The organism is Serratia sp. Je.1.23.a (assembly GCF_051129805.1).
Classification (GTDB): domain Bacteria; phylum Pseudomonadota; class Gammaproteobacteria; order Enterobacterales; family Enterobacteriaceae; genus Serratia; species Serratia liquefaciens.
The window spans coordinates 295,014-314,947 of sequence record NZ_JBCPSR010000001.1 but is presented as its reverse complement, the minus strand read 5'-3'; the positions used below and the strand labels follow the sequence as shown (position 1 = coordinate 314,947).

At 54.8% G+C, this 19,934-nt stretch carries 19 protein-coding genes, 1 tRNA gene and 1 pseudogene; 11 read left to right on the top strand and 10 right to left on the bottom strand.

Going from position 1 to position 19,934, the window contains the following annotated elements:
- The first annotated feature begins 59 nt into the window (after positions 1-59).
- Positions 60-479, top strand: a complete 420-nt coding sequence (locus tag AAZT04_RS01540) for a DoxX family protein (protein WP_020825577.1) — start codon at positions 60-62, stop codon at positions 477-479.
- A gap of 1,878 nt (positions 480-2,357) precedes the next feature.
- Here the strand turns inward: AAZT04_RS01540 and AAZT04_RS01535 are convergent.
- On the bottom strand, positions 2,358-2,516 hold the full coding sequence (locus tag AAZT04_RS01535) for a hypothetical protein (RefSeq protein ID WP_020825576.1): 159 nt from the start codon (positions 2,514-2,516) through the stop codon (positions 2,358-2,360).
- 160 nt (positions 2,517-2,676) lie between these two features.
- Here AAZT04_RS01535 and AAZT04_RS01530 point away from each other — a divergent pair.
- A pseudogene (locus AAZT04_RS01530) lies at positions 2,677-3,110 on the top strand (tyrosine-type recombinase/integrase); the annotation flags it as partial.
- A gap of 24 nt (positions 3,111-3,134) precedes the next feature.
- On the opposite strand, the gene AAZT04_RS01525 reads toward AAZT04_RS01530, so the two are convergent.
- From AAZT04_RS01525 to AAZT04_RS01515, 3 genes are all read right to left on the bottom strand, one after another.
- Positions 3,135-3,211: transfer RNA gene (locus AAZT04_RS01525), tRNA-Arg, on the bottom strand.
- 145 nt (positions 3,212-3,356) lie between these two features.
- Complete coding sequence (locus AAZT04_RS01520) at positions 3,357-3,653, bottom strand: hypothetical protein (protein ID WP_048759533.1); 297 nt, start codon at positions 3,651-3,653, stop codon at positions 3,357-3,359.
- A complete protein-coding gene (locus tag AAZT04_RS01515) occupies positions 3,650-3,859 on the bottom strand; it encodes a hypothetical protein (RefSeq protein ID WP_071888875.1) in 210 nt (69 codons plus the stop codon). The genes AAZT04_RS01520 and AAZT04_RS01515 overlap by 4 nt, the downstream gene beginning before the upstream one ends.
- Positions 3,860-4,067: 208 nt before the next feature.
- Between AAZT04_RS01515 and folD the strand changes: the two genes are divergently transcribed.
- Together folD and ybcJ are read left to right on the top strand one after the other, a co-directional pair.
- Positions 4,068-4,934: a bifunctional methylenetetrahydrofolate dehydrogenase/methenyltetrahydrofolate cyclohydrolase FolD gene (folD, locus tag AAZT04_RS01510; RefSeq protein ID WP_020825565.1), complete on the top strand. Its 867-nt coding sequence runs from the start codon at positions 4,068-4,070 to the stop codon at positions 4,932-4,934.
- Positions 4,935-4,944: 10 nt separating this feature from the next.
- A complete protein-coding gene (gene ybcJ / locus AAZT04_RS01505; RefSeq protein ID WP_012005606.1) occupies positions 4,945-5,157 on the top strand; it encodes a ribosome-associated protein YbcJ in 213 nt (70 codons plus the stop codon).
- Between the two features lie 68 nt (positions 5,158-5,225).
- On the opposite strand, the gene cysS is transcribed toward ybcJ, so the two are convergent.
- The gene (gene cysS / locus AAZT04_RS01500; RefSeq protein ID WP_046374321.1) at positions 5,226-6,611 is read right to left on the bottom strand and encodes a cysteine--tRNA ligase; all 1,386 of its coding nucleotides are present in this window, start codon (positions 6,609-6,611) and stop codon (positions 5,226-5,228) included.
- A gap of 309 nt (positions 6,612-6,920) precedes the next feature.
- On the opposite strand from cysS, the gene ppiB reads away from it, so the two are divergent.
- The 4 genes from ppiB (at position 6,921) to purK (ending at position 9,903) form a co-directional block, all read left to right on the top strand.
- Positions 6,921-7,415 carry a peptidylprolyl isomerase B gene (gene ppiB, locus AAZT04_RS01495; RefSeq protein WP_434678770.1) on the top strand — a complete coding sequence of 165 codons (495 nt, stop codon included), beginning with the start codon at positions 6,921-6,923 and terminating at the stop codon, positions 7,413-7,415.
- Positions 7,416-7,425: 10 nt separating this feature from the next.
- A complete protein-coding gene (gene lpxH / locus AAZT04_RS01490; RefSeq protein WP_020825562.1) occupies positions 7,426-8,148 on the top strand; it encodes a UDP-2,3-diacylglucosamine diphosphatase in 723 nt (240 codons plus the stop codon).
- Between the two features lie 166 nt (positions 8,149-8,314).
- The gene (gene purE, locus AAZT04_RS01485; RefSeq protein WP_020825561.1) at positions 8,315-8,839 is read left to right on the top strand and encodes a 5-(carboxyamino)imidazole ribonucleotide mutase; all 525 of its coding nucleotides are present in this window, start codon (positions 8,315-8,317) and stop codon (positions 8,837-8,839) included.
- A complete protein-coding gene (purK, locus tag AAZT04_RS01480; protein WP_261103691.1) occupies positions 8,836-9,903 on the top strand; it encodes a 5-(carboxyamino)imidazole ribonucleotide synthase in 1,068 nt (355 codons plus the stop codon). Before purE ends, purK begins: the two co-directional genes overlap by 4 nt.
- A 65-nt stretch (positions 9,904-9,968) precedes the next feature.
- Here the strand turns inward: purK and galE are convergent, their stop codons facing one another.
- The 4 genes from galE to ybbA form a co-directional block, all read right to left on the bottom strand.
- Positions 9,969-10,985 (bottom strand): UDP-glucose 4-epimerase GalE, encoded by a 1,017-nt coding sequence (gene galE, locus AAZT04_RS01475; RefSeq protein WP_046374324.1) that lies wholly within the window; start codon positions 10,983-10,985, stop codon positions 9,969-9,971.
- A 73-nt stretch (positions 10,986-11,058) separates the two neighbouring features.
- Positions 11,059-12,465: a sugar porter family MFS transporter gene (locus AAZT04_RS01470; protein ID WP_020825558.1), complete on the bottom strand. Its 1,407-nt coding sequence runs from the start codon at positions 12,463-12,465 to the stop codon at positions 11,059-11,061.
- 406 nt (positions 12,466-12,871) lie between these two features.
- Positions 12,872-15,304 carry a putative ABC transporter permease subunit YbbP gene (gene ybbP / locus AAZT04_RS01465; RefSeq protein WP_046374325.1) on the bottom strand — a complete coding sequence of 811 codons (2,433 nt, stop codon included), beginning with the start codon at positions 15,302-15,304 and terminating at the stop codon, positions 12,872-12,874.
- Positions 15,301-15,987, bottom strand: coding sequence for a putative ABC transporter ATP-binding protein YbbA (ybbA, locus tag AAZT04_RS01460; protein WP_116691039.1), 687 nt, complete (start codon positions 15,985-15,987; stop codon positions 15,301-15,303). The genes ybbP and ybbA overlap by 4 nt, the downstream gene beginning before the upstream one ends.
- Between ybbA and tesA the strand changes: the two genes are divergently transcribed.
- From tesA to AAZT04_RS01445, 3 genes are all read left to right on the top strand, one after another.
- Positions 15,958-16,596: a multifunctional acyl-CoA thioesterase I/protease I/lysophospholipase L1 gene (tesA, locus tag AAZT04_RS01455; protein ID WP_044548763.1), complete on the top strand. Its 639-nt coding sequence runs from the start codon at positions 15,958-15,960 to the stop codon at positions 16,594-16,596. The two genes, ybbA and tesA, sit on opposite strands and share 30 nt — an antisense overlap.
- A 25-nt stretch (positions 16,597-16,621) precedes the next feature.
- Positions 16,622-17,398 carry an SDR family oxidoreductase gene (locus tag AAZT04_RS01450; RefSeq protein WP_046374326.1) on the top strand — a complete coding sequence of 259 codons (777 nt, stop codon included), beginning with the start codon at positions 16,622-16,624 and terminating at the stop codon, positions 17,396-17,398.
- A gap of 78 nt (positions 17,399-17,476) precedes the next feature.
- Positions 17,477-18,331, top strand: a complete 855-nt coding sequence (locus tag AAZT04_RS01445) for a co-chaperone YbbN (RefSeq protein ID WP_041414284.1) — start codon at positions 17,477-17,479, stop codon at positions 18,329-18,331.
- A 271-nt stretch (positions 18,332-18,602) separates the two neighbouring features.
- Here AAZT04_RS01445 and cfa read toward each other — a convergent pair whose 3' ends face one another.
- Entirely contained in the window at positions 18,603-19,754 is a 1,152-nt protein-coding gene (gene cfa, locus AAZT04_RS01440; RefSeq protein WP_262033194.1) for a cyclopropane fatty acyl phospholipid synthase, read from the bottom strand.
- Between the last annotated feature and the right edge of the window lie 180 nt (positions 19,755-19,934).

The following is a 19,934-nucleotide window of genomic DNA, read 5'->3' as shown; positions in this document are numbered from 1 at the left end:
TTACAAACTGGCCGTTGATTTTTAATGTGTATATTATTTAATATTTTGAGGAAGCGTTAATGTCTATAAAAGGCAAAATTGACAATATCATCGACAACAAATTATTCTTCGGTTTAGTGTCAGTTTTAATGAGAGTACTTCTTTCATCTGTATTCATTATTGCTGGAATAGGTAAAATTTCGGCTTATAACGCGACAGCTGAGTATATGGCGTCGATGGGCGTACCAGCAATATTATTGCCTTTGGTGATATTAACCGAGCTAGGCGGCGGTGTGGCTCTTTTACTGGGCTTTCAGACGAGGATTGTCGCCATTCTGTTCTTCGGATTCTGTATCATCTCAGGACTGATTTTTCACAGTGGTCCCGACCTACAAAGTCAGTTGATGCTGATGAAAAACATCACGATGTCCGGTGGTTTTATCGCCCTGTTTCTCTTAGGGGCTGGCGGGTTTAGTCTGGATAATAGAAAAAACCCTTAGTCAGTATTCTCCGGCAAACCGCAGGCAAGCGTCTGAATGCACTAACACATCATGAGCCGCTCAGGGGGCCATTATAGATTCATTTTCTGTGGGTCGTATTGGCTAGCGTTTGTGCGAGAAGTCTAGTGGACTGAACACTTGCAGCAAGGTTCATGCTGCCAAGGCTGGTGCTCAGAGGGTAGCAAATCTGGCCGCGCGATAGTTGTCGCTCTCAACGACACCTATCGCGCAATTCTGCTGCGACAGGTTGGCAATCATCATATATGGTTATTTGTACATAAAGCTCCGGTGAAAAATACAGCAACGTATTACGCCGTTCCGTTCGTAACCGACCACTAACCACCACTGAACAACGGCTCAACTATCGCTGAAGAATTATCGTTGCCCCCAATCACGCACCTTGTTCATAGAAATCTGGCCGATATATGGAGTAAGCTGATGGCCTTAAATAAACTGCAGTGGCGGATATGGCCCTTTCATGGCTTTCATCCTTTTATTTTTTTCCATGAATTGCTCCCATTTAAAAACCCGCCGTAGCGGGTTCTGTTATTTATTATGGTTGGCTTCTGCCATTTTCTGATAAATCGGCTCGGATCCTATTGATAGCATTATACTCACCTCTAGGTAGTCCAATGTGCCACACGCTCAAGAAAGTATTCATGCAGATCTCTAGGCTGCTCTCTCTCCACCTAATAGCTATCACTGGCTGGTTAATACGCTCTTTGTTCGCTAAACCTGGCGCCGTAAGATCCAGGTTCACCTTGTCTATATTCTTCTTTTGGTTAATTTCCGAGATTGTATGACATAGGATCCTACGATTGAGCAGGATTATACGTCAGCATTGTCGATGACACGCACTGAATGTCCCTGCAATACCATCAAGCTAATCGCAGAACGTCGTCCAAATGCAAGTAATTGTTTATGCTAAATTTAAACGCTAAATCAAGTCTTTTCCCAAAATCATCTTTAACTTATAAGTCGCCGAACAAATGTATACAGGGATGAACTTATTTTTTATTTTTAAACACGAAGCCCCTTCCCCACCAAATGAAAGAGTGATCAACCCTGCCGATGCAAGAGATAGAGCTAACCTATAATCCTCTTCTGTTTTCACTTCATAGTTATTAGAGCTCTTTAGTTCACAAACAATGCATCCCACGACCCCCTCCTTACAGAAGCTAATTATTCATATTCGTATAATTCATATTGGCAAGTGCAGAGAAATCATATTGCAATTTAATAGAACGCTCTTTTCAATGTGTGCGATTCTCACACCATTGGATCAGACTGGATACTGGGTTGGTGAGATTGATAAAGCTGGTATCAATTCCAACGTATAACTGCCGATATTACCCTGATATCACCTTGCAACGCTGATTGTTCGTAAGGCTGAATAGTGATTCAGGGAGCAGAAAGACGATTGGCGCTGGCGACGTTTATATCCGTTCCACTCATTCATCAGGGATGCGCTCAGCAGCGCATTTATTGTTTTTGATCGCATCCTGATTTCCGCTGATAGATTTCACTCTCCTGATGTAATGGCTGCTCTCTCTGCTGATGTTTTGCCATGATTGCGCAATTTCGGGTGTCTTCCGTGTGCAAGATGGTGATCGGTCCTGACTGCTGCACAAGCATATTTCCCTGCTCGGCGTTTTGTTACCAAGCAAGTTCCCGCCGGTGAGAAAGCTGCGAGAATGTCACTGATGTCATCCCAGCTATGGTAACCATTTGGCATTTCCATAACTTCCCCTCCCGGGACTCTGCCCCGATGCAGGGTGATAGAAATGAAAAAGGCCGCTTATGCGGCCTTGAATTATGTTTTGGGAAATTTTATGCATTCTTCCTTCATTTGCACGCAGCCCCCTGACTCTGGGTTGCTTACAGCCCAATCGGATTCTGAAGAACCAACGCCTGCACAACTGTCAGCAAATTACCTTGCTTGGTGCTTTCCAGTTGGAGTTTCACTGCTGTTTCGCGGCTTACACCAAATGCCTCGGCCAAGATTTTAGCGTCAAAACCAGAAAAGATATTATTCATGTTGAGCCTCACTAGGATTAGTTAATAAACTATGTTTGATAATTCATTGTTAACTTGCATTTTTAAGTTAAACAAACCCTAGTCTTCCTACCATTTAGATGAGTTGTGCCCTCTCTGATACAAAAACAAGATCATAATGCCATGACAATAGGGTTCCGCCCCAGACGTAAACGAGTCGATGAAAACCATTGGTACAGCTCCTAATGATACTGCTTACAAACGTGCGGGATCAGATTGGTCGCTACTAGGGGTATGTTTTTGTACATATTACAGCACGCAAACGTCCTGACGGAGGTATGGCACCAGCAAATGCGCGTTGACGATAACTCAGCATGGAATACAGGTAAGCAGCGGACTGGAATAACTGATTTTCGATTTCATGACCTTCGCCATACATGGGCAAGCTGGTTAGTTCAGGCAGGGGTACCACTCTCAGCGCTACAAGAAATGGGGGGTTGGGAGAGCATAGAAATGGTTCAGCGTAACGCGCATTTGGCACTCAATCATTTAACTGAACATGTGAGGCAGATCGATGCGATTTTTGGAGGCTTAGTCCCAAAACTGTCCCATATTGAAATTGAGAAGCTTGGGTGATGGCTGTAAGTCATTGTTTCTTAATGGTACGCCCTACAGGGCTCGAACCTGTGACCTACGGCTTAGAAGGCCGTTGCTCTATCCAACTGAGCTAAGGGCGCATTGGGATGCGGCAACCGGGAGTTGCGGGTTGGATTATACGGTCAGAGATCATTGAGTCAATGCCTTTTCATGACGTTACGTCAGCAGCTGTGCTTTATGATGAATTTTCAGCCATTGCGGTCGCCACGCAGCAAGTTAACGACCTCACTTTCCTCGGGTTAAGTCCGGCAACAGGCTGCTGTTACGCTGTACCAGGCCGGCATCAGCCTGTTCTGGCATACGATCCGACTGTTGCTGTTCTGCCGGACGCTGTAGGCAAACGCGAGCCGAGCGCACCATCGCGTTGATGTTTCCCCAATCGGCATGCTGAGCCGCCAACAGGTTGCAAGCCGCTGATAACGGCTGCAATAAGGCTGCGCTAACCGGTGCGGCATTTAACGAAGCCTGCGCCATTGGCCCCCATACCAGCAGCATAAAACCCATCCCTTTGATGTTTCTCATGCACGCAACCTCCGGCACAATGCGCCCAGGCGCGTTCTCCATGAAGGCGGCGTTTTGTGTGCGGCAAGCTGATGCAGGGCAATCAGCTGCGCAACGTCAGCCGGATGCAAGGACGAATCGAATACCGTTTCCCCCACGTGTCTTGGTTGGCATGCCTGGCTATCAGCAGGCAGGTGTAAAAAGTGCAACCGGGTAATGAGCATCATGATTTTGACTCCCGTCCTCAGTGTGAATAGCCACAGCTTACGCAGCGAGCGGTAAAAAAGGCGTAGAGGATCCTGTCGTTGGCATAAAAAAAGCGTAAATCACACCTGGCAAACACCGCCGATCGCGATTCAGCGCCTGACAGCGCGCTTCGCTTCTGACAAAATAGCGTCATCCCCCGCTTTTCTTAATTGATGGATTTCCTCACTGATGTCAGCAAAGATTATTGATGGTAAAACGATTGCGCAGCAGGTTAGAAACGAAGTGGCTGAGCAAGTTAAACAACGTCTGGCCGCCGGAAAACGCGCTCCGGGCCTGGCTGTCGTATTGGTTGGCGAGAACCCCGCCTCACAGATTTACGTCGCCAGCAAGCGCCGCGCCTGTGATGAAGTGGGCTTCCTCTCCCGCTCTTACGATCTGCCTGCCACCACCAGTGAGGCTGAACTGCTGGCGCTGATCGATCGGCTAAACGCCGACGGCGAGATCGACGGCATTTTAGTGCAGCTACCGCTGCCGGCCGGTATCGACAACGTCAAAGTGCTGGAACGTATTCATCCGGATAAAGATGTCGACGGTTTCCATCCGTACAACGTTGGCCGCCTGTGCCAACGTGCGCCAAAACTGCGCCCTTGCACCCCACGCGGTATCGTCACCCTGCTTGAGCGTTACAACATCGATACCTATGGCCTGAATGCCGTCGTGGTTGGCGCGTCCAATATCGTTGGCCGCCCAATGAGCATGGAGCTGCTGCTGGCCGGGTGCACCACCACCGTAACCCACCGTTTCACCAAGAACCTGCGCCACCACGTTGAAAACGCCGATCTGCTGGTCGTGGCGGTCGGCAAACCGGGCTTTATTCCGGGCGACTGGATAAAACCTGGCGCTATCGTGGTGGACGTCGGCATTAACCGTCTGGAAAGTGGTAAAGTGGTCGGCGACGTGGATTTTGACGCCGCAAGCGAACGCGCCGCCTACATAACTCCGGTTCCGGGTGGCGTGGGTCCAATGACCGTTGCTACACTGATCCAAAATACCTTGCAGGCCTGCGAGGAATATCACGACGTTCAACCTAAATAAGTAAGGCAGTATGGAAACTTTTAATCTGGATAATCACCCGCACGTCGAACTGTGCGACCTGCTCAAATTCCAGGGCTGGTGTGAAAGCGGCGGTGCCGCCAAAGAAGTCATCGCCGATGGGCAGGTGAAAGTGAACGGCAAAGTCGAAACGCGCAAACGCTGCAAAATCGTTGCCGATCAGGTCGTGGAGTTTAACGGCGGTAAGGTTGTAGTTAAGCCGTAATCCCCGCTCCATAGAAAAAGGCGCTGAAGATTAACTCAGCGCCTTTTTTGTTTGTAGCCTAAAGCGGATTACTTACGGCGCCAGGTGGTTCCCTGCGGGCCATCTTCCAGCACGATGTTCATCTCATTCAAGCGATCGCGCGCGGCATCCGCCAACGCCCAATCTTTGGCTTTACGCGCATCGTTGCGCTGCTTGATCAAGGCTTCGATCTCCGCCACTTCACCATCATCGACCTGTGCGCCGCTCTGCAGGAACTGTTCAGGTTCCTGCTGCAGCAGACCGAGCACCTTCGCCAGCTTGCGCAGTTCTGCAGCCATGCCGTTCGCCGCCGTCATGTCTTCAGCTTTCAGACGGTTAACCTCACGCGCCAAATCAAACAGCGCCGAGTAAGCTTCCGGCGTGTTGAAGTCGTCGTCCATGGCTTCACGGAAACGGGCTTCAAACACGTCGCCGCCGGCCGGTTGGGCGTTGGCATCTGTGCCACGCAGCGCAGTGTACAGGCGTTCCAGAGCGGTACGGGCCTGCTTCAGATTCTCTTCGCTGTAGTTCAACTGGCTGCGATAGTGGCCGGACATCAGGAAGTAACGCACGGTTTCAGCGTCGTAGTAACCCAGCACGTCGCGAATAGTGAAGAAGTTATCCAGGGATTTCGACATTTTTTCTTTGTCGATCATCACCATGCCGGAGTGCATCCAGTAATTGACGTACGGGCCGTCGTGGGCGCAGCTCGACTGGGCAATTTCGTTCTCGTGGTGCGGGAACATCAGATCGGAACCGCCACCGTGGATATCAAAATGGGTGCCAAGCTGCTTGCAGTTCATGGCAGAACATTCAATGTGCCAACCCGGACGCCCTGCGCCCCAAGGCGACGCCCAGCTCGGTTCGCCCGGCTTGGACATCTTCCACAGCACGAAGTCCATCGGGTTGCGTTTCACGTCGTCGATTTCTACGCGCGCACCGGCCTGCAGCTGATCCAGATCCTGGCGTGACAGCAAACCGTATTGCGGATCGCTGTCGATGGAGAACATCACGTCGCCGTTGCTGGCCACATATGCGTGATCGCGATCGATCAGGCGCTGGGTGATCTCAATGATCTCGGCGATATGCTGGGTCGCACGCGGTTCAATGTCCGGTCGTTCGATCAGCAGAGAATCGAAGTCGGCGTGCATCTCCGCCAGCATGCGTGCGGTCAGTTGATCGCAGCTTTCGCCATTTTCAGTCGCGCGGCGGATAATTTTGTCGTCAACGTCGGTAACGTTACGCACATAGTTCAGCGAGTAGCCGAGATAGCGCAGATAACGTGCCACCACGTCGAAAGCAACGAAGGTACGCCCATGTCCGATATGACACAGGTCATAGATGGTTACCCCGCACACGTACATGCCCACTTTACCGGCATGAATGGGTTTAAATTCCTCTTTTTGACGACTCAGGGTATTAAAAATCTTTAGCATCGGGACATTCCGTGGTGTGCGTGATAACAAAAATGATAACCAGGGTTAAGGTTGTTCACCCAGCAGCGTATTGAAACCCGAAGCCTGATCTAATGCAAGGTTAAGGCCGCGCTTTGCTGAGCTCAGAGGTGGAAAACGGTGATAAATCAGCGATTGCCACAGATGTTATAATATAACAAATTGCGATTTACCACAGCCTGAGCGCGGTTTAGCCGCTGCTGACTCATTACAGGAGATATGTTATAACGGCGGTCTGATAGTTCACTCGCTCCATGTGACATCTCACTTCATCTTGTTAGGACTAAAACTATGGTTACTTTCCACACTAATCACGGCGACATCGTTATCAACACCTTCGCGGACAAAGCACCGGTTACCGTTGAAAACTTCCTGAACTACTGCCGTGACGGTTTCTACAACAACACCATTTTCCACCGTGTTATCAATGGCTTCATGATTCAGGGCGGCGGTTTTGAGCCGGGTATGAGCCAGAAAGACACCAAAGCCACCATCAAGAACGAAGCCAACAACGGTCTGAAAAACACCATCGGTACCCTGGCAATGGCGCGTACTAACGATCCACAGTCCGCGACCGCACAGTTCTTCATCAACGTAGCAGACAACGACTTCCTGAACTTCCGCGGCGAAAACGCCCAGGGTTGGGGCTACTGCGTGTTTGCTGAAGTGGTTGAAGGCATGGACGTGGTTAACAAGATCAAAGCCGTGAAAACTGGCCGCAGCGGCATGCACCAGGACGTACCGGTAGAAGACGTGATCGTCACCAGCGTTACCGTCAGCGAGTAATCGCAGCTGAATGAACACGCTGTTCATTGCAGATCTGCACTTAAGCGCACAGGAACCGGCAATTACTGCCGGTTTTCTGCGTTTTTTGCGGCAAGATGCCATACACGCCGAAGCCCTGTACATACTCGGCGATCTGTTCGAAGCCTGGATCGGCGATGACGATCCCGAACCGCTGCATGCTGAAATCGCCGCGGCGCTGAAAACGCTGCAACAGGCGGGCGTGCCCTGCTACTTTATCCACGGCAACCGTGATTTTCTGGTGGGCAAGCGCTTTGCTCGTGCCAGCGGCATGCAACTGCTGCCGGAAGAAAAGGTGCTGGACCTGTATGGCCGCAAAATCCTGATCCTGCACGGTGACACGCTGTGTACCGACGATCGGGCCTACCAACAGTTCCGCCGAAAAGTACACAACCCACTGATTCAAAAATTGTTCCTGGCAATGCCTTTACGCTGGCGCCTTAAGATCGCCGCTAAAATGCGTGCCCGCAGCCGGCAAAGCAACCAATACAAATCGGACGCCATCATGGACGTCAACCCGCAGGCGGTTGAGCAAACCATGCTGAACCACCAGGTTCACTGGATGATCCATGGCCACACGCATCGTCCGGCCGTGCATGAGCTGACGCTGAGCAACGGCAAAGCTCACCGTTTAGTGCTGGGTGCCTGGCATGAAGAAGGCTCGATGATCAAAGTCAGCGCCGACGCCGTCGAACTGATCCAATTCCCTTTCTAAGCTTCTGACTTCACGCGCGGGTATAAAAATTCGCGCTTTTGACGATCAAAACCGGCGACGCAACCGTTTTCCTTGCCGTTCGCTCATGGTATGCTCTACGCCCTCATTCGGCCTCCCGCCGCAGGCAATCGGCCGTCGTTTGTACAATTACAGGAGCCTTACACCCATGGGAGCCAACGCCGCTTCAGCCACTCACGCTGAGGTTAAAATCGCAATTGTAATGGGATCGAAAAGTGACTGGGCCACCATGCAGTTTGCGGCAGAAGTCCTGACCTCACTCGACGTCCCGTTCCATGTCGAAGTCGTTTCCGCTCATCGCACGCCAGACAAGCTGTTCAGCTTTGCCGAACAGGCAAGCGCCAAGGGTATTGACGTGATCATTGCCGGTGCGGGCGGTGCTGCGCACCTGCCGGGTATGCTGGCGGCGAAAACCCTGGTGCCGGTGCTGGGTGTGCCGGTGCAAAGCGCTGCCTTGAGCGGCGTGGACAGCCTGTATTCCATCGTGCAAATGCCGCGCGGTATTCCGGTGGGCACCCTGGCGATCGGCAAGGCCGGCGCCGCCAATGCTGCACTGCTGGCAGCGCAAATTCTGGCGTTGCATGACGCTGAGTTGGCGCAACGCCTGGCCGATTGGCGTCAGGCGCAGACTGACGAGGTGCTGAATAACCCGGACCCGCGGGAGGAAGCATGAAGCCGGTTTGCGTACTGGGTAACGGTCAATTGGGGCGTATGCTGCGCCAGGCCGGTGAGCCGCTGGGGATCGCCGTCTATCCGGTTGGCCTCGACGCCGAGCCGGAAGCGGTACCTTATCAAAACAGCGTGATCACCGCCGAAATCGAGCGTTGGCCGGAAACCGCGCTGACGCGTGAGCTGGCGACCCACAACAGCTTCGTTAACCGCGATATTTTCCCCCGTCTGGCGGACCGCCTGACGCAAAAACAGTTACTCGATCAGCTCGGCCTGGCCACTGCCCCCTGGCAGTTGCTGACCGACGTCGCCGAGTGGCCGCAGGTTTTCGCGACCCTGGGCGAACTGGCTATCGTTAAACGTCGCGTCGGCGGTTACGACGGCCGGGGTCAGTGGCGTCTGCGCCCAGGTCAGGAAGCCGAACTGCCGGCCGATGCCTATGGCGAATGCATCGTCGAACAGGGGATTAACTTCTCCGGCGAGGTCTCATTGGTCGGCGCACGCGGACACGACGGTAAATCGGTGTTCTATCCGCTGACCCATAACCTGCATGAAGAAGGCATTCTACGCACCAGCGTGGCGTTGCCGCAGCCCAATCCTGCGCTGCAACAGCAAGCTGAACAGATGCTGACGGCGATCCTTGATGAACTGAACTACGTCGGCGTCATGGCGATGGAGTGTTTTATCGTTGGCGATCGTCTGTTGATTAACGAACTGGCGCCTCGGGTCCATAACAGCGGCCACTGGACGCAAAACGGCGCATCTATCAGCCAGTTCGAACTGCACCTGCGTGCCATTCTCGCCCTGCCGCTGCCGAAGCCGGTCGTGAGCACCCCGTCGGTGATGGTCAACCTGATCGGTACCGCGGTAAATCAGCAGTGGCTGGCGTTACCGCTGGTGCATCTGCACTGGTACGAGAAAGAGGTGCGCGAGGGCCGCAAGGTTGGGCATCTCAACCTGAACGATCCCGACGCCGGTGCGTTGCAAGAGGCATTGCAGGCTTTGGCGCCGCTGTTACCGGCCGAATACCAAAGCGGTTTGGCCTGGGCGCAGCAAAAGCTGGCTTAAGCGTTACGCCGCACTAAAAACAAAGGGTTCAGCAAGCTGAACCCTTTTTTACTGTCGATGAAAAACTATTGGCGGTAGCCCTGCGGGTTTTTACTTTGCCAGTTCCAGGTATCACGCATCATCAGATCAAGGCCGCGTTGCACTTGCCAGCCCAGCTCCTGTTTCGCCAGGCTGGCATCGGCCCAGAAGGCAGGCAGATCGCCCGCACGGCGCGGTAAAATCTGATAGGGAATGGTTACCCCCGAGGCTTTCTCAAACGCCTGCACCATTTCCAACACCGAATACCCTACCCCCGAGCCCAAATTATAGGCTTTGAAACCGGCGATCTGTTTTAAGTGGTCCATCGCCGCCAGGTGGCCCTGAGCAACATCCATCACGTGAATGTAATCACGCACGCCGGTGCCGTCTTTGGTCGGGTAATCGCCGCCGAACACGCTCAGGCTTTCACGCTGGCCAATAGCGACCTGCGCGATATACGGCAGCAGGTTATTGGGAATGCCGCTGGGATCTTCACCAATCAGCCCCGACTCATGGGCGCCTACCGGGTTGAAGTAGCGTAGCGCGATAATCGAAAATGCCGGTTCGGCCTTGGCAAAATCCTGCAGGATCTGCTCCACCATCCATTTTGAGGTACCGTAAGGGCTGGTAGTGCCGCCAATCGGCATATCCTCGCGATAAGGCACCGGCGCATTTTCACCGTACACCGTGGCGGAGGAGCTAAAGATAAACCGGTGAACGCCGGCCTGACGCATCGCTTCCAGCAGTACCAACGTGCCCGTCACGTTGTTTTGATAATACTCCAGGGGTTTCTGGGTCGACTCCCCTACCGCCTTCAGACCGGCGAAGTGGATCACCGAAGCAATCTGCTGCTCGTTAAAGATCCGCTGCAAGCAGCCTGCGTCCTGTATATCACCCCGATAGAACTTTGCGGCTTTGCCCGTCAGCTGCGCTACGCGTCGCAAGGACTCTTCGGACGCATTGACCAAATTGTCCAGCACCACCACATCTTCACCCCGTTCCAGCAGCGCCAATACGGTGTGCGAACCAATGTATCCGGCACCGCCGGTCACCAAAATCGCCATAATATCCTCCTGTCGTCAGCATCTGGCGTTAACGCCAGATGCCTGAACGAATATCCTATGCCCAGCCTGTCGGCTAGCGCGAACCAATATTGCGTAACGGTTTACCGGCCATCAGATTGCGTTCGATATGCTCCAGCGAGATATTTTTGGTTTCCGGAATCAACGCCAGCGTGATGAAGATAAATACCAGGTTAAGCGCTGCGTACACCCAGAAAGTGTGCGCGCTACCCAGCGAATTGAGCATGGTCAGGAACGTCGCCCCGACGATCATGTTGGCAATCCAGTTGGTGGCGGTAGAACAGGTTATGCCAAAATCGCGGCCTTTCAGCGGCTGGATCTCTGAACACAGCACCCAAATCAGCGGGCCGGCGCTCATGGCAAAACCGACAATAAACATCAGCAGCATGATGATGGCAAAGTATTGCTCGGCCGGCGAGGTCATGCCCACATTCATCATGGTCCCCAGCGCGCCCATGCCCACCGCCATGACGACAAAGCCCAGCGTCAGCGTCGGTTTGCGCCCCCAGCGGTCAACCAACCCGATGGCAATAAAGGTCGCCAGCACGTTAACCAGGCCGACAATCACCGTCCCCCACATCTGCTGTGCGGTACTGGCAAAGCCCGCCAGGCCAAAAATTTTCGGTGCGTAGTACATGATGACGTTCATCCCGGTGAACTGTTGCATCACCTGCAGCAGAACGCCAAGAAACACGGCACGGCGGAAGTTTTTATTGTCTTTAAACAGCGCCCAGCCGCTCTGTTTCAGCTTAAGGCTTTCGCGAATTTCATTCAGTTCGTGCTGCGCCTGAGCGCTGGTGTCACGCAGCTTTTCCAATACCTGGCGCGCCTGCTCATGGCGATTGCGCGAAGCCAGCCAGCGCGGGCTATCCGGCAAGAAGAACACGCCGATCAACAGCAATACCGCAGGGATGGTGATCACGCCCAGCATCCAGCGCCAGGCGCCGGTATAGCTGAATGCGGTATCCGACAGGTAGGCCGCCAGAATGCCGATGGTAATCATCAACTGATACATCGAGATCATGCTGCCGCGAATTTTCTCCGGGGCAATTTCAGACAGATAAATCGGCGCGGTATAAGAAGCCACCCCCACCGCCAGCCCAAGCAGCACGCGAGAAATCAGCAAGATTTCCACGTTGGGAGCCGCGGCTGAGCACAGTGAACCAACGACAAACAACACGGCGCCAATCATCAGGCTGTATTTACGCCCGATACGGAAGTTCATCCAGCCACTCCCCACGGCGCCGACCGCCGCCCCAAACATCATTGAGCTGACCACCCACTCCTGCTGGGAGCTGGTGATGTTAAACGAGTCGGTGATAAACGGCAGAGCACCTGCAATAACCCCGATGTCCAGACCGAATAGCAGCCCAGCCAATGCGGCCAGAAAACAGACGAAAAAAGTCATCCCTGCATTGCTCTGACTCTTTTCAGCCGCCGACACTTTGACGGTAGTACTCATACAGCCTCCAAACGATAACGTGCTTAAGTTGCCCGTATGATAGGAGGCAATTCGCCAGAGAGAAGTGAGTGCGATCACATTAGTGGAAACGATTACATTTATTATTTGTTTAGATAAAAACAGAAACACAACCTTAAAACCAACACTCACCACTGATTTTAAAGGCTAAACATAAGCATTCATGCCCTAATATGGCGATGGCAGCAATATCATTTTACCTTAGCCGCTCCCAATAAATTGAGTAACTCGAAGGCAGAGTGTAACCGATTTCACGCAGAGTTCGGCCAAGAGGATGGCCGACAGATAGAGGCAGGGATTGAAAGCGGTAGTGTTAACGAGAAACGGGTCGTGCGGAGAGTAACGTCGACCGGCCCCTGACAATGGGCCGGTCGATAACCTGAAGGAACTAGCCGTCGTAGCTGCGGAACAGCGCCTGACCACGTAGCAAACGCACGCCCAGCCAACCGCCACACAGCGACAGCAACAGCGCGCTGAGCAACGGCAGTGCCCACCACAGCACCGGTGTCGGTGCCCACGGGAAGTCAAACACCTGGCTTTGCAACAGCCACAGTGCCGCCTCAGCGCCCACCGCAGCGGCGATGCCCGCCACCAGCCCCAGCAGGGCAAATTCACACCACAGCGTACTGCGCAACAGACGCTTGCCTGCGCCCAGCGTGCGATACACCACCAACTCCTGACGTCGTTGACGCATCCCCACCTGCACCTGGGCCATCAGCAACAGGCCGCCACACAACACCACCAGCACCACCATCACTTCCAGTGCGCGGCTGACCTGCTGCAGCACGCCGCCCACCTGTTTGAGGATCGAGCCGATATCCAACAGGCTGAGCGTCGGGAACTGACGGTTGAGCTGGGTTAACATCTGGCCGTCCCCGTCATAGCGGAAACTGGTGAGCCAGGTTTGCGGCTGACCGTCCAGCGCACCCGGCGGGAAGATAAAGTAAAAGTTCGGCTTCAGACTTTCCCAATCCACCTGCCGCAGGCTGGTCACCTTGGCGCTGAACGACTGGGTATCGCCACTGAAGGTCAGCGTATCGCCCAGCTTGATCTTGAGCCGCCCGGCAATACCCTGATCCATCGACACTTCGCCGGTCTTAGGCGGCCAACTGCCCGCCAGCAAAGGATTGTGCGCCGGCAAATCCGCCAGCCAGGTCAGGTTCAGTTCGCGATTCACCGCTTCACCGCCAGGATCGTCCTCGTGCACCCGTTCGGTCGCCACCTGCTGGTTAATCTCGGTCAGGCGAACACGGACAATCGGATAGTAGGTCTCAGGTGCAATTTGATGCTGTTGCAGGAAAGTCTTCACCTGCGGCACCTGCGCTTCGGTCAGGTTCAACAGGAAGTAGTTTGGGCTGTCCGGCGGCAGTTGTTGTTGCCAGCGTTCGAGCAGATCGCCACGCAACACCAGCAATAACGCCAACAGCATAAACGACAGCGAAAAGGCCGCCAGTTGGCTCACCGTCACCCAAGGCTGATGCAACAGACGGTTGACCGCAAGACGCAGCGCCAGGTTTTTAAGCGTAATACGGCGCAGCAGCAGCAGGCTGCCCCAACCGATAGCGCCCAACAGCAAGGCCAGCACCAGAATACCGGCCAGGATCGACCACAGCAGCGTGCTGGCGCCCATCAGCGCGGTCAGCAACGCTACCACAATCACCGCCGTCACCGGCAGGAAGTAGCGCAGCGGCCAGACGTTAGCCACCACATCGCGGCGCAGCACCCGCAGCGGCTGAGTCGCCAACAGCTGCCGGTATGGCCGCAGCCCCACCAGCAGCGAAATCATCAGCAACGCGCCGATCGCCCACAGCCACGGCCAGGTCCCGGCGGCAGGCAGCTCCCCCGGCAACACCGGAGCCAGCAGACGGATCAACACCGCCTCAAATCCCAACCCGATAATCCCCCCGCATACCGCAGCCAGCAGGATCACCGCCAGCCACTGGCCGACAATCAGCTTACGCAACGCACTACGACCGGCACCCAGCGTTTTCAGCACCGCGATCAGATCGTAACGACTGCGGCAATAGTGGCTCATCGCCACCGCTACGGCGGCAATCGACAGCAGCAAAGTCAGCAATGCGGACAACAGCAAGAACTGCTGCGAACGCTGCAGCGATTTGCCTAATGCGCTGCCGGATTCCTGCAGTCCGAACCAGCGCTGATCCGGGCCGAGCTGCGGCGTCAGGCGATCTTCGTAACGCTGAATATCCTGCGCAGCTCCGGCAAACATATAACGGTAGGTCAGGCGACTGCCTGGCTGCACAGCCCCGGTTTTATCCACATCCGCCAGATTGATCATGATACGCGGCGCGGTCTGGAACGGGTTAAAGCCGGAATCCGGCTCCTGAATGATTTCACCGGCAATACGCAGTTGGGTGTCGCCCACGTCCAACGTATCCCCCACCTTTACGTTCAACAGCGCCAGCAAACGCGGTGCGACCAATACGCTGCCCGGCGTCAGCTTGGCATTAGCCGGACGGGTCTCCAGCTTGCCGTACAGCGGATAGGCCAGATCGGTGGCCTTCACGTCCGCCAACTGCGGCCGGTCTCCGGCGTAGGTCATGGTGGTGAACGACAGCTGCCGGCTGACCTTCAGCCCCTGCTGCTGCGCATCCAGCAGCCAGCCTTCTGGTACCGGCCGGGCGCTGCGCAGCACACGATCACCGGCGATAAAATCGCGGCTCTGTTGGCTCAGGCCCTTGTCCATACGATCGCTGATGCTGCCCAATGCCAGTACGCAGGCCATCGACAGCGTCAGCGCCAGCCAAACGATCAGCAGCGACGGCGAGCGCCACTCACGCCAGAACCAGCGCCAGATCATGCTTCCTCCCACAGCTTGCCTTCGCGCAGGCGCAGCCGCCGCTGGCAGCGCGCCGCCAGGGTTTCATCATGGGTGACCAGGATTAAGGTGGTGGAGAAATCGCGGTTGAGTGAAAACAGTAAATCGGCGATGCGCTCGCCGGTCTGGCGATCGAGATTGCCGGTCGGCTCATCGGCGAACAGCACCCGTGGCCGCCCGCTAAACGCCCGCGCCAGCGCCACCCGCTGCTGTTCGCCACCGGAGAGCTGCGCCGGCAAATGATCAAGGCGCTTGCCCAAACCCAACTGTTCCAACAGTTGCATCGCCTGCTCACGGCTCTGGCGGTCACTTTCACCGCGCAGCAGCGCCGGCAACTGCACGTTTTCCAGCGCATTGAGCGTCGGTACCAGCATAAATGATTGAAAGACAAAGCCGACATTTTTGGCACGCAGCGCGGCGCGGCCCTCTTCGTCCAGCGCGGTCAGCGATTCGCCCAACAAATGCACCTCCCCTTCGCTGCCGTCGTCCAGCCCGGCGAGGATCCCCAGCAGCGTTGACTTGCCCGAACCGGACTCGCCAATCAGGGCAATTGTCTGCGCGGGTTTGACAACCAGCTCGACTCCGGTAAGGATGGAGAGCTGATGCTCACCCTGACCAACGTGTTTACTAAGATGATGAACTTCAAGAACGTTTTCCGCTGGCATCTTCCCTTCCTTTTGCTGTTGGGATTATTCAGTTTACGCGCTGTCGCCGCCGATACCCTGTTGATTTTAGGCGACAGTTTAAGCGCCGGTTATCGCTTGCCGGTGGCGCAGGCCTGGCCGACGCTGTTGGCCGATCAATGGCAGAAAAAGCCGGGCGATCCGCAACTGGTCAACGCCAGTATCAGCGGCGACACCGCTGCACAGGGGCTGGCCCGCCTGCCCGAATTGCTAAAACAGCACCAGCCGCGCTGGGTGCTGATTGAATTGGGCGCCAACGATGGTCTGCGAGGTTTCCCGGCACAGGACCTGCAGCGCGATCTCGGCCAAATCATCACCTTGGTACAGCAGGCCGGCGCACAGCCGCTGCTGATGCAGATCCGCATCCCGCCCAACTATGGCCGCCGTTATACCGAGGCCTTCAGCGCGGTTTACCCTCAGTTGGCCAAACAGTTCAACATTCCGCTGCTGCCGTTCTATATGGAACAGGTGGTGGTAAAAGCGGAATGGATGCAGGATGACGGATTGCATCCCAATAAGGATGCCCAACCGTTTATCGCCACCTGGATGGCGGAACGTCTGGAACCTCTAGTAAAACATGAGTCTAACTAAATAGCGTTGTACACTAGGTAAAGTTATGCAAAAAGCAGTGTTGATAACCGGCTGTTCCAGCGGGATTGGATTGATTGCAGCACAGGATCTGCGTAACCGTGGCTACCGCGTGCTGGCCGCCTGCCGCAAACCGCAGGACGTGGAAAACATGCGCCAGCTTGGGCTGGAAGGCATTGAGCTGGATCTGGACGACAGCGACAGCGTCGAACGTGCCGCCGCACAGGTGATCGAACTGACCGGCAATCGGCTGTACGGCCTGTTCAACAACGGCGGCTTTGGCGTTTATGGGCCGCTGAGCAGCATTTCGCGCCAGCAGCTGGAACGCCAATTCGCCACCAACCTGTTTGGCACCCATCAGTTAACCCAGTTGCTGTTGCCGGCGATGCTGCCGCACGGCGAGGGGCGCATTATTCAGACCAGTTCGGTGATGGGGCTGGTTTCCAGCGCCGGACGCGGTGCCTATGCCGCCAGCAAGTTTGCGCTGGAAGCCTGGTCCGATGCTCTGCGTATGGAGCTGCACGGTACCGGCATTCAGGTCAGCCTGATTGAGCCCGGCCCCATCTCCACCCACTTTACCCAGAACGTCAATCAGGCGCAGAGCGACAAACCGGTGCATAACCCCGGTATTGCCAAGCGCCTGACGCTGCCGCCGGAAGCCATTTTGCCCAAATTGCGCCACGCGCTGGAAAGTCCAAGGGCTAAACTGCGTTACCCGGTGACCCTGCTGGCGCACGCGCTCAGCGTATTGCGTCGCATCCTGCCCGGCCGCTGCCTGGACTGGCTGCTGCGCAGCAACGGTTAATTGGGTCGGCGGGGTTGAAGAACGCCACTCCGCCCCCATTTAAAAGCCAATGGCTCCGCAAGATCAGAGAGAAAATACATGCTAGCTCAAGCTGTTGTTGATATTAACGAAACTAACCTGCACCAGACGCTGGAACAGTCAATGTCCCTGCCGGTGGTGTTCTACTTCTGGTCGGATCGCAGCCAACACTGTCTGCAGCTCACCCCGATACTGGACAAACTGGCGGCGGAATATGCCGGTCAGTTCGTGCTGGCAAAAGTGGATTGCGACGCCGAACAGGCTATCGCGGCCCAGTTTGGCCTGCGTTCTTTGCCGACGGTGTACCTGTTCAAAGACGGCCAACCGGTCGACGGATTCCAGGGCCCGCAGCCGGAAGAGATGATCCGCGAATTCCTGCAGCGTTTCCTGCCCAAAGAAGAAGATTTGAAGCTGGCGCAGGCGACTGAATTGCTGGCCGAAGGTAATGCCACTGAGGCGTTACCGCTGTTGAAAGACGCCTGGCAAGCCAGCCAGCAACGCAGCGATATTGGCCTGACACTGGCAGAAACCCAGATAGCGCTGAACCGCACTGAAGATGCCGAAACCGTGCTGGCGACCATTCCGCTGCAGGATCGTGATACCCGCTATCAGGGTCTGGTGGCGCAGATTGAGCTGCTGAAGCAGGCTGCCGACACGCCGGAAATTCAACAGTTGCAACAGCAGGTGGAACAGCAACCGGAGAACGTCGATTTAGCCGTGCAGCTGGCGCTGCAACTGCATCAGGTCGGGCGCAATGAAGAAGCGCTGGAGCTGCTGATGGGGCATCTGAAGAAAGATCTCGCCGCCGCCAATGGCAACGCGCGCAAGACGCTGATGGATATTCTGGCCGCGTTGGGCACCGGCGACGCATTAGCAGCTAAGTACCGCCGTCAGTTGTATTCATTACTGTATTAATACCCGTCATACTTGAAGCTGCATCTGTGTTGGCTGCGTTTGCTCACCCCAGTCACTTACTTAAGTAAGCTCCTGGGGACTTACAAACTTGCCGCCGTGATGCAACTCCAATTATTTAGGGTATGGCCTTAGTTATTTGGGACAGATCCCCAATGGATTTCCCGCCACATCTAGGCGGCAAACGCGAGAAGCCCTGGGAGCTTAGATAACTAAGTGACCAGAGCTCGAGCGTGCAGCCAACAACGATGTGGCTGGAAAGACGAAGGGGATATCAGCGGTACACCCGCACCCCGCCGTCCACGCCTTTCGGGCTGAACAACACCTGCCATAGCTGAATATCCCGTGCACGGAACGCGCCGGCGCAGGCATTCAGGTAATAGGTGAACATCCGCTCGAACCGCTCGGAATACTCTTCGGCCAGCTGCGGCCACGCCCGTTTGAAATTTTCATACCAGGCCATCAGCGTTCGATCGTAATCGGCGCCGATATTGTGCCAATCCTCCATCACAAAACGTCCTTCGCTGGCCTCGGAAATATGCCGTACCGATGGCAGGCAGCCGTTGGGGAAAATGTATTTGTCTACCCAGGCGTCAACGTGCAGATTGGTTTGGTTAGCACCTATGGTGTGCAGCAGGAACAGCCCATCGGGCTTGAGGTTGCGCGCCGCCACGCGAAAATACGTGTCGTAGTTCTTCGGCCCCACGTGTTCGAACATGCCGACGGAGACAATGCGGTCAAACTGACGGTCAAGATCGCGATAATCCTGCAGTTGTATCTCTACGTCCAATCCCTGACAGCGTTCCTGCGCCAGCTTTTGCTGCTCGGCGGAAATCGTCACGCCATACACGGACACGCCGTAGTTTTCTGCCGCATATTGAGCCAATCCGCCCCAGCCACAGCCGATGTCCAGCAGTGACATACCGGGTTTCAGCTGCAACTTCTCGCAGATCATTTTCAACTTGGCCTGCTGCGCCTGCTCCAGCGTGTCAGCGTCTTTCCAATAGCCGCAGGAATATTGCATATAGGGATCGAGCATCGCGCGGAACAGATCGTTACCGATATCGTAATGCTCCTTACCCACCTGCCAGGCGCGTTTACGCGACTGACGGTTAAACAGCCGGGCATAGGCGATGCGCGCAATGTCGCTCAGGTTTTTAGGCAAGCGCTCATCGACGCCCGCCTGCAGAATGCGGGTAAATAGCACATCCAGTCGCTCACAGTCCCACCAGCCATCCATGTAGCTTTCGCCGAACCCGAGCGATCCCTCCTGCAAAATGCGTTTAAACAACGCCGGATTATGTACCTTGATATCGCAGGCGCGGTTGCCGTTGATGGCCACATCGGCAGAGGACAACAATTCCTCCACAATGCGATACCAACGATCTTTTTTCGGGGCGAGTTCATCAACACTGATTGAGTCCATAACAATCCTTGGCGCTAGATGTCATTTCAAAAAGCATAGTCGCAAATATAAATGACAAATATTTGAAGTGAAAAACGGCAATGCTTTTTACTCTAGCCAAGGCGGACAACGTCATGAAATGAATTAAAATTATTGGAAACATGCCAATTTGGAATGTTAATGGCACAACGCCCCTGATTT

Bases quoted from the DNA above. Each gene is read 5' to 3' on its own strand.
- ppiB (WP_434678770.1), top strand. From the start codon at position 6,921: ATGGTTACTTTCCACACTAATCACGGCGACATCGTTATCAACACCTTC.
- cfa (WP_262033194.1), bottom strand. From the start codon at position 19,754: ATGGACTCAATCAGTGTTGATGAACTCGCCCCGAAAAAAGATCGTTGG.
- cysS (WP_046374321.1), bottom strand. From the start codon at position 6,611: ATGCTAAAGATTTTTAATACCCTGAGTCGTCAAAAAGAGGAATTTAAA.
- AAZT04_RS01540 (WP_020825577.1), top strand. From the start codon at position 60: ATGTCTATAAAAGGCAAAATTGACAATATCATCGACAACAAATTATTC.
- ybcJ (WP_012005606.1), top strand. From the start codon at position 4,945: ATGGAAACTTTTAATCTGGATAATCACCCGCACGTCGAACTGTGCGAC.
- AAZT04_RS01470 (WP_020825558.1), bottom strand. From the start codon at position 12,465: ATGAGTACTACCGTCAAAGTGTCGGCGGCTGAAAAGAGTCAGAGCAAT.
- ybbA (WP_116691039.1), bottom strand. From the start codon at position 15,987: ATGCCAGCGGAAAACGTTCTTGAAGTTCATCATCTTAGTAAACACGTT.
- ybbP (WP_046374325.1), bottom strand. From the start codon at position 15,304: ATGATCTGGCGCTGGTTCTGGCGTGAGTGGCGCTCGCCGTCGCTGCTG.
- AAZT04_RS01445 (WP_041414284.1), top strand. From the start codon at position 17,477: ATGCTAGCTCAAGCTGTTGTTGATATTAACGAAACTAACCTGCACCAG.
- AAZT04_RS01520 (WP_048759533.1), bottom strand. From the start codon at position 3,653: ATGAGAAACATCAAAGGGATGGGTTTTATGCTGCTGGTATGGGGGCCA.
- AAZT04_RS01515 (WP_071888875.1), bottom strand. From the start codon at position 3,859: ATGATGCTCATTACCCGGTTGCACTTTTTACACCTGCCTGCTGATAGC.
- tesA (WP_044548763.1), top strand. From the start codon at position 15,958: ATGAACTTCAAGAACGTTTTCCGCTGGCATCTTCCCTTCCTTTTGCTG.
- AAZT04_RS01535 (WP_020825576.1), bottom strand. From the start codon at position 2,516: ATGAATAATATCTTTTCTGGTTTTGACGCTAAAATCTTGGCCGAGGCA.
- purK (WP_261103691.1), top strand. From the start codon at position 8,836: ATGAAGCCGGTTTGCGTACTGGGTAACGGTCAATTGGGGCGTATGCTG.
- lpxH (WP_020825562.1), top strand. From the start codon at position 7,426: ATGAACACGCTGTTCATTGCAGATCTGCACTTAAGCGCACAGGAACCG.
- purE (WP_020825561.1), top strand. From the start codon at position 8,315: ATGGGAGCCAACGCCGCTTCAGCCACTCACGCTGAGGTTAAAATCGCA.
- AAZT04_RS01450 (WP_046374326.1), top strand. From the start codon at position 16,622: ATGCAAAAAGCAGTGTTGATAACCGGCTGTTCCAGCGGGATTGGATTG.
- galE (WP_046374324.1), bottom strand. From the start codon at position 10,985: ATGGCGATTTTGGTGACCGGCGGTGCCGGATACATTGGTTCGCACACC.
- folD (WP_020825565.1), top strand. From the start codon at position 4,068: ATGTCAGCAAAGATTATTGATGGTAAAACGATTGCGCAGCAGGTTAGA.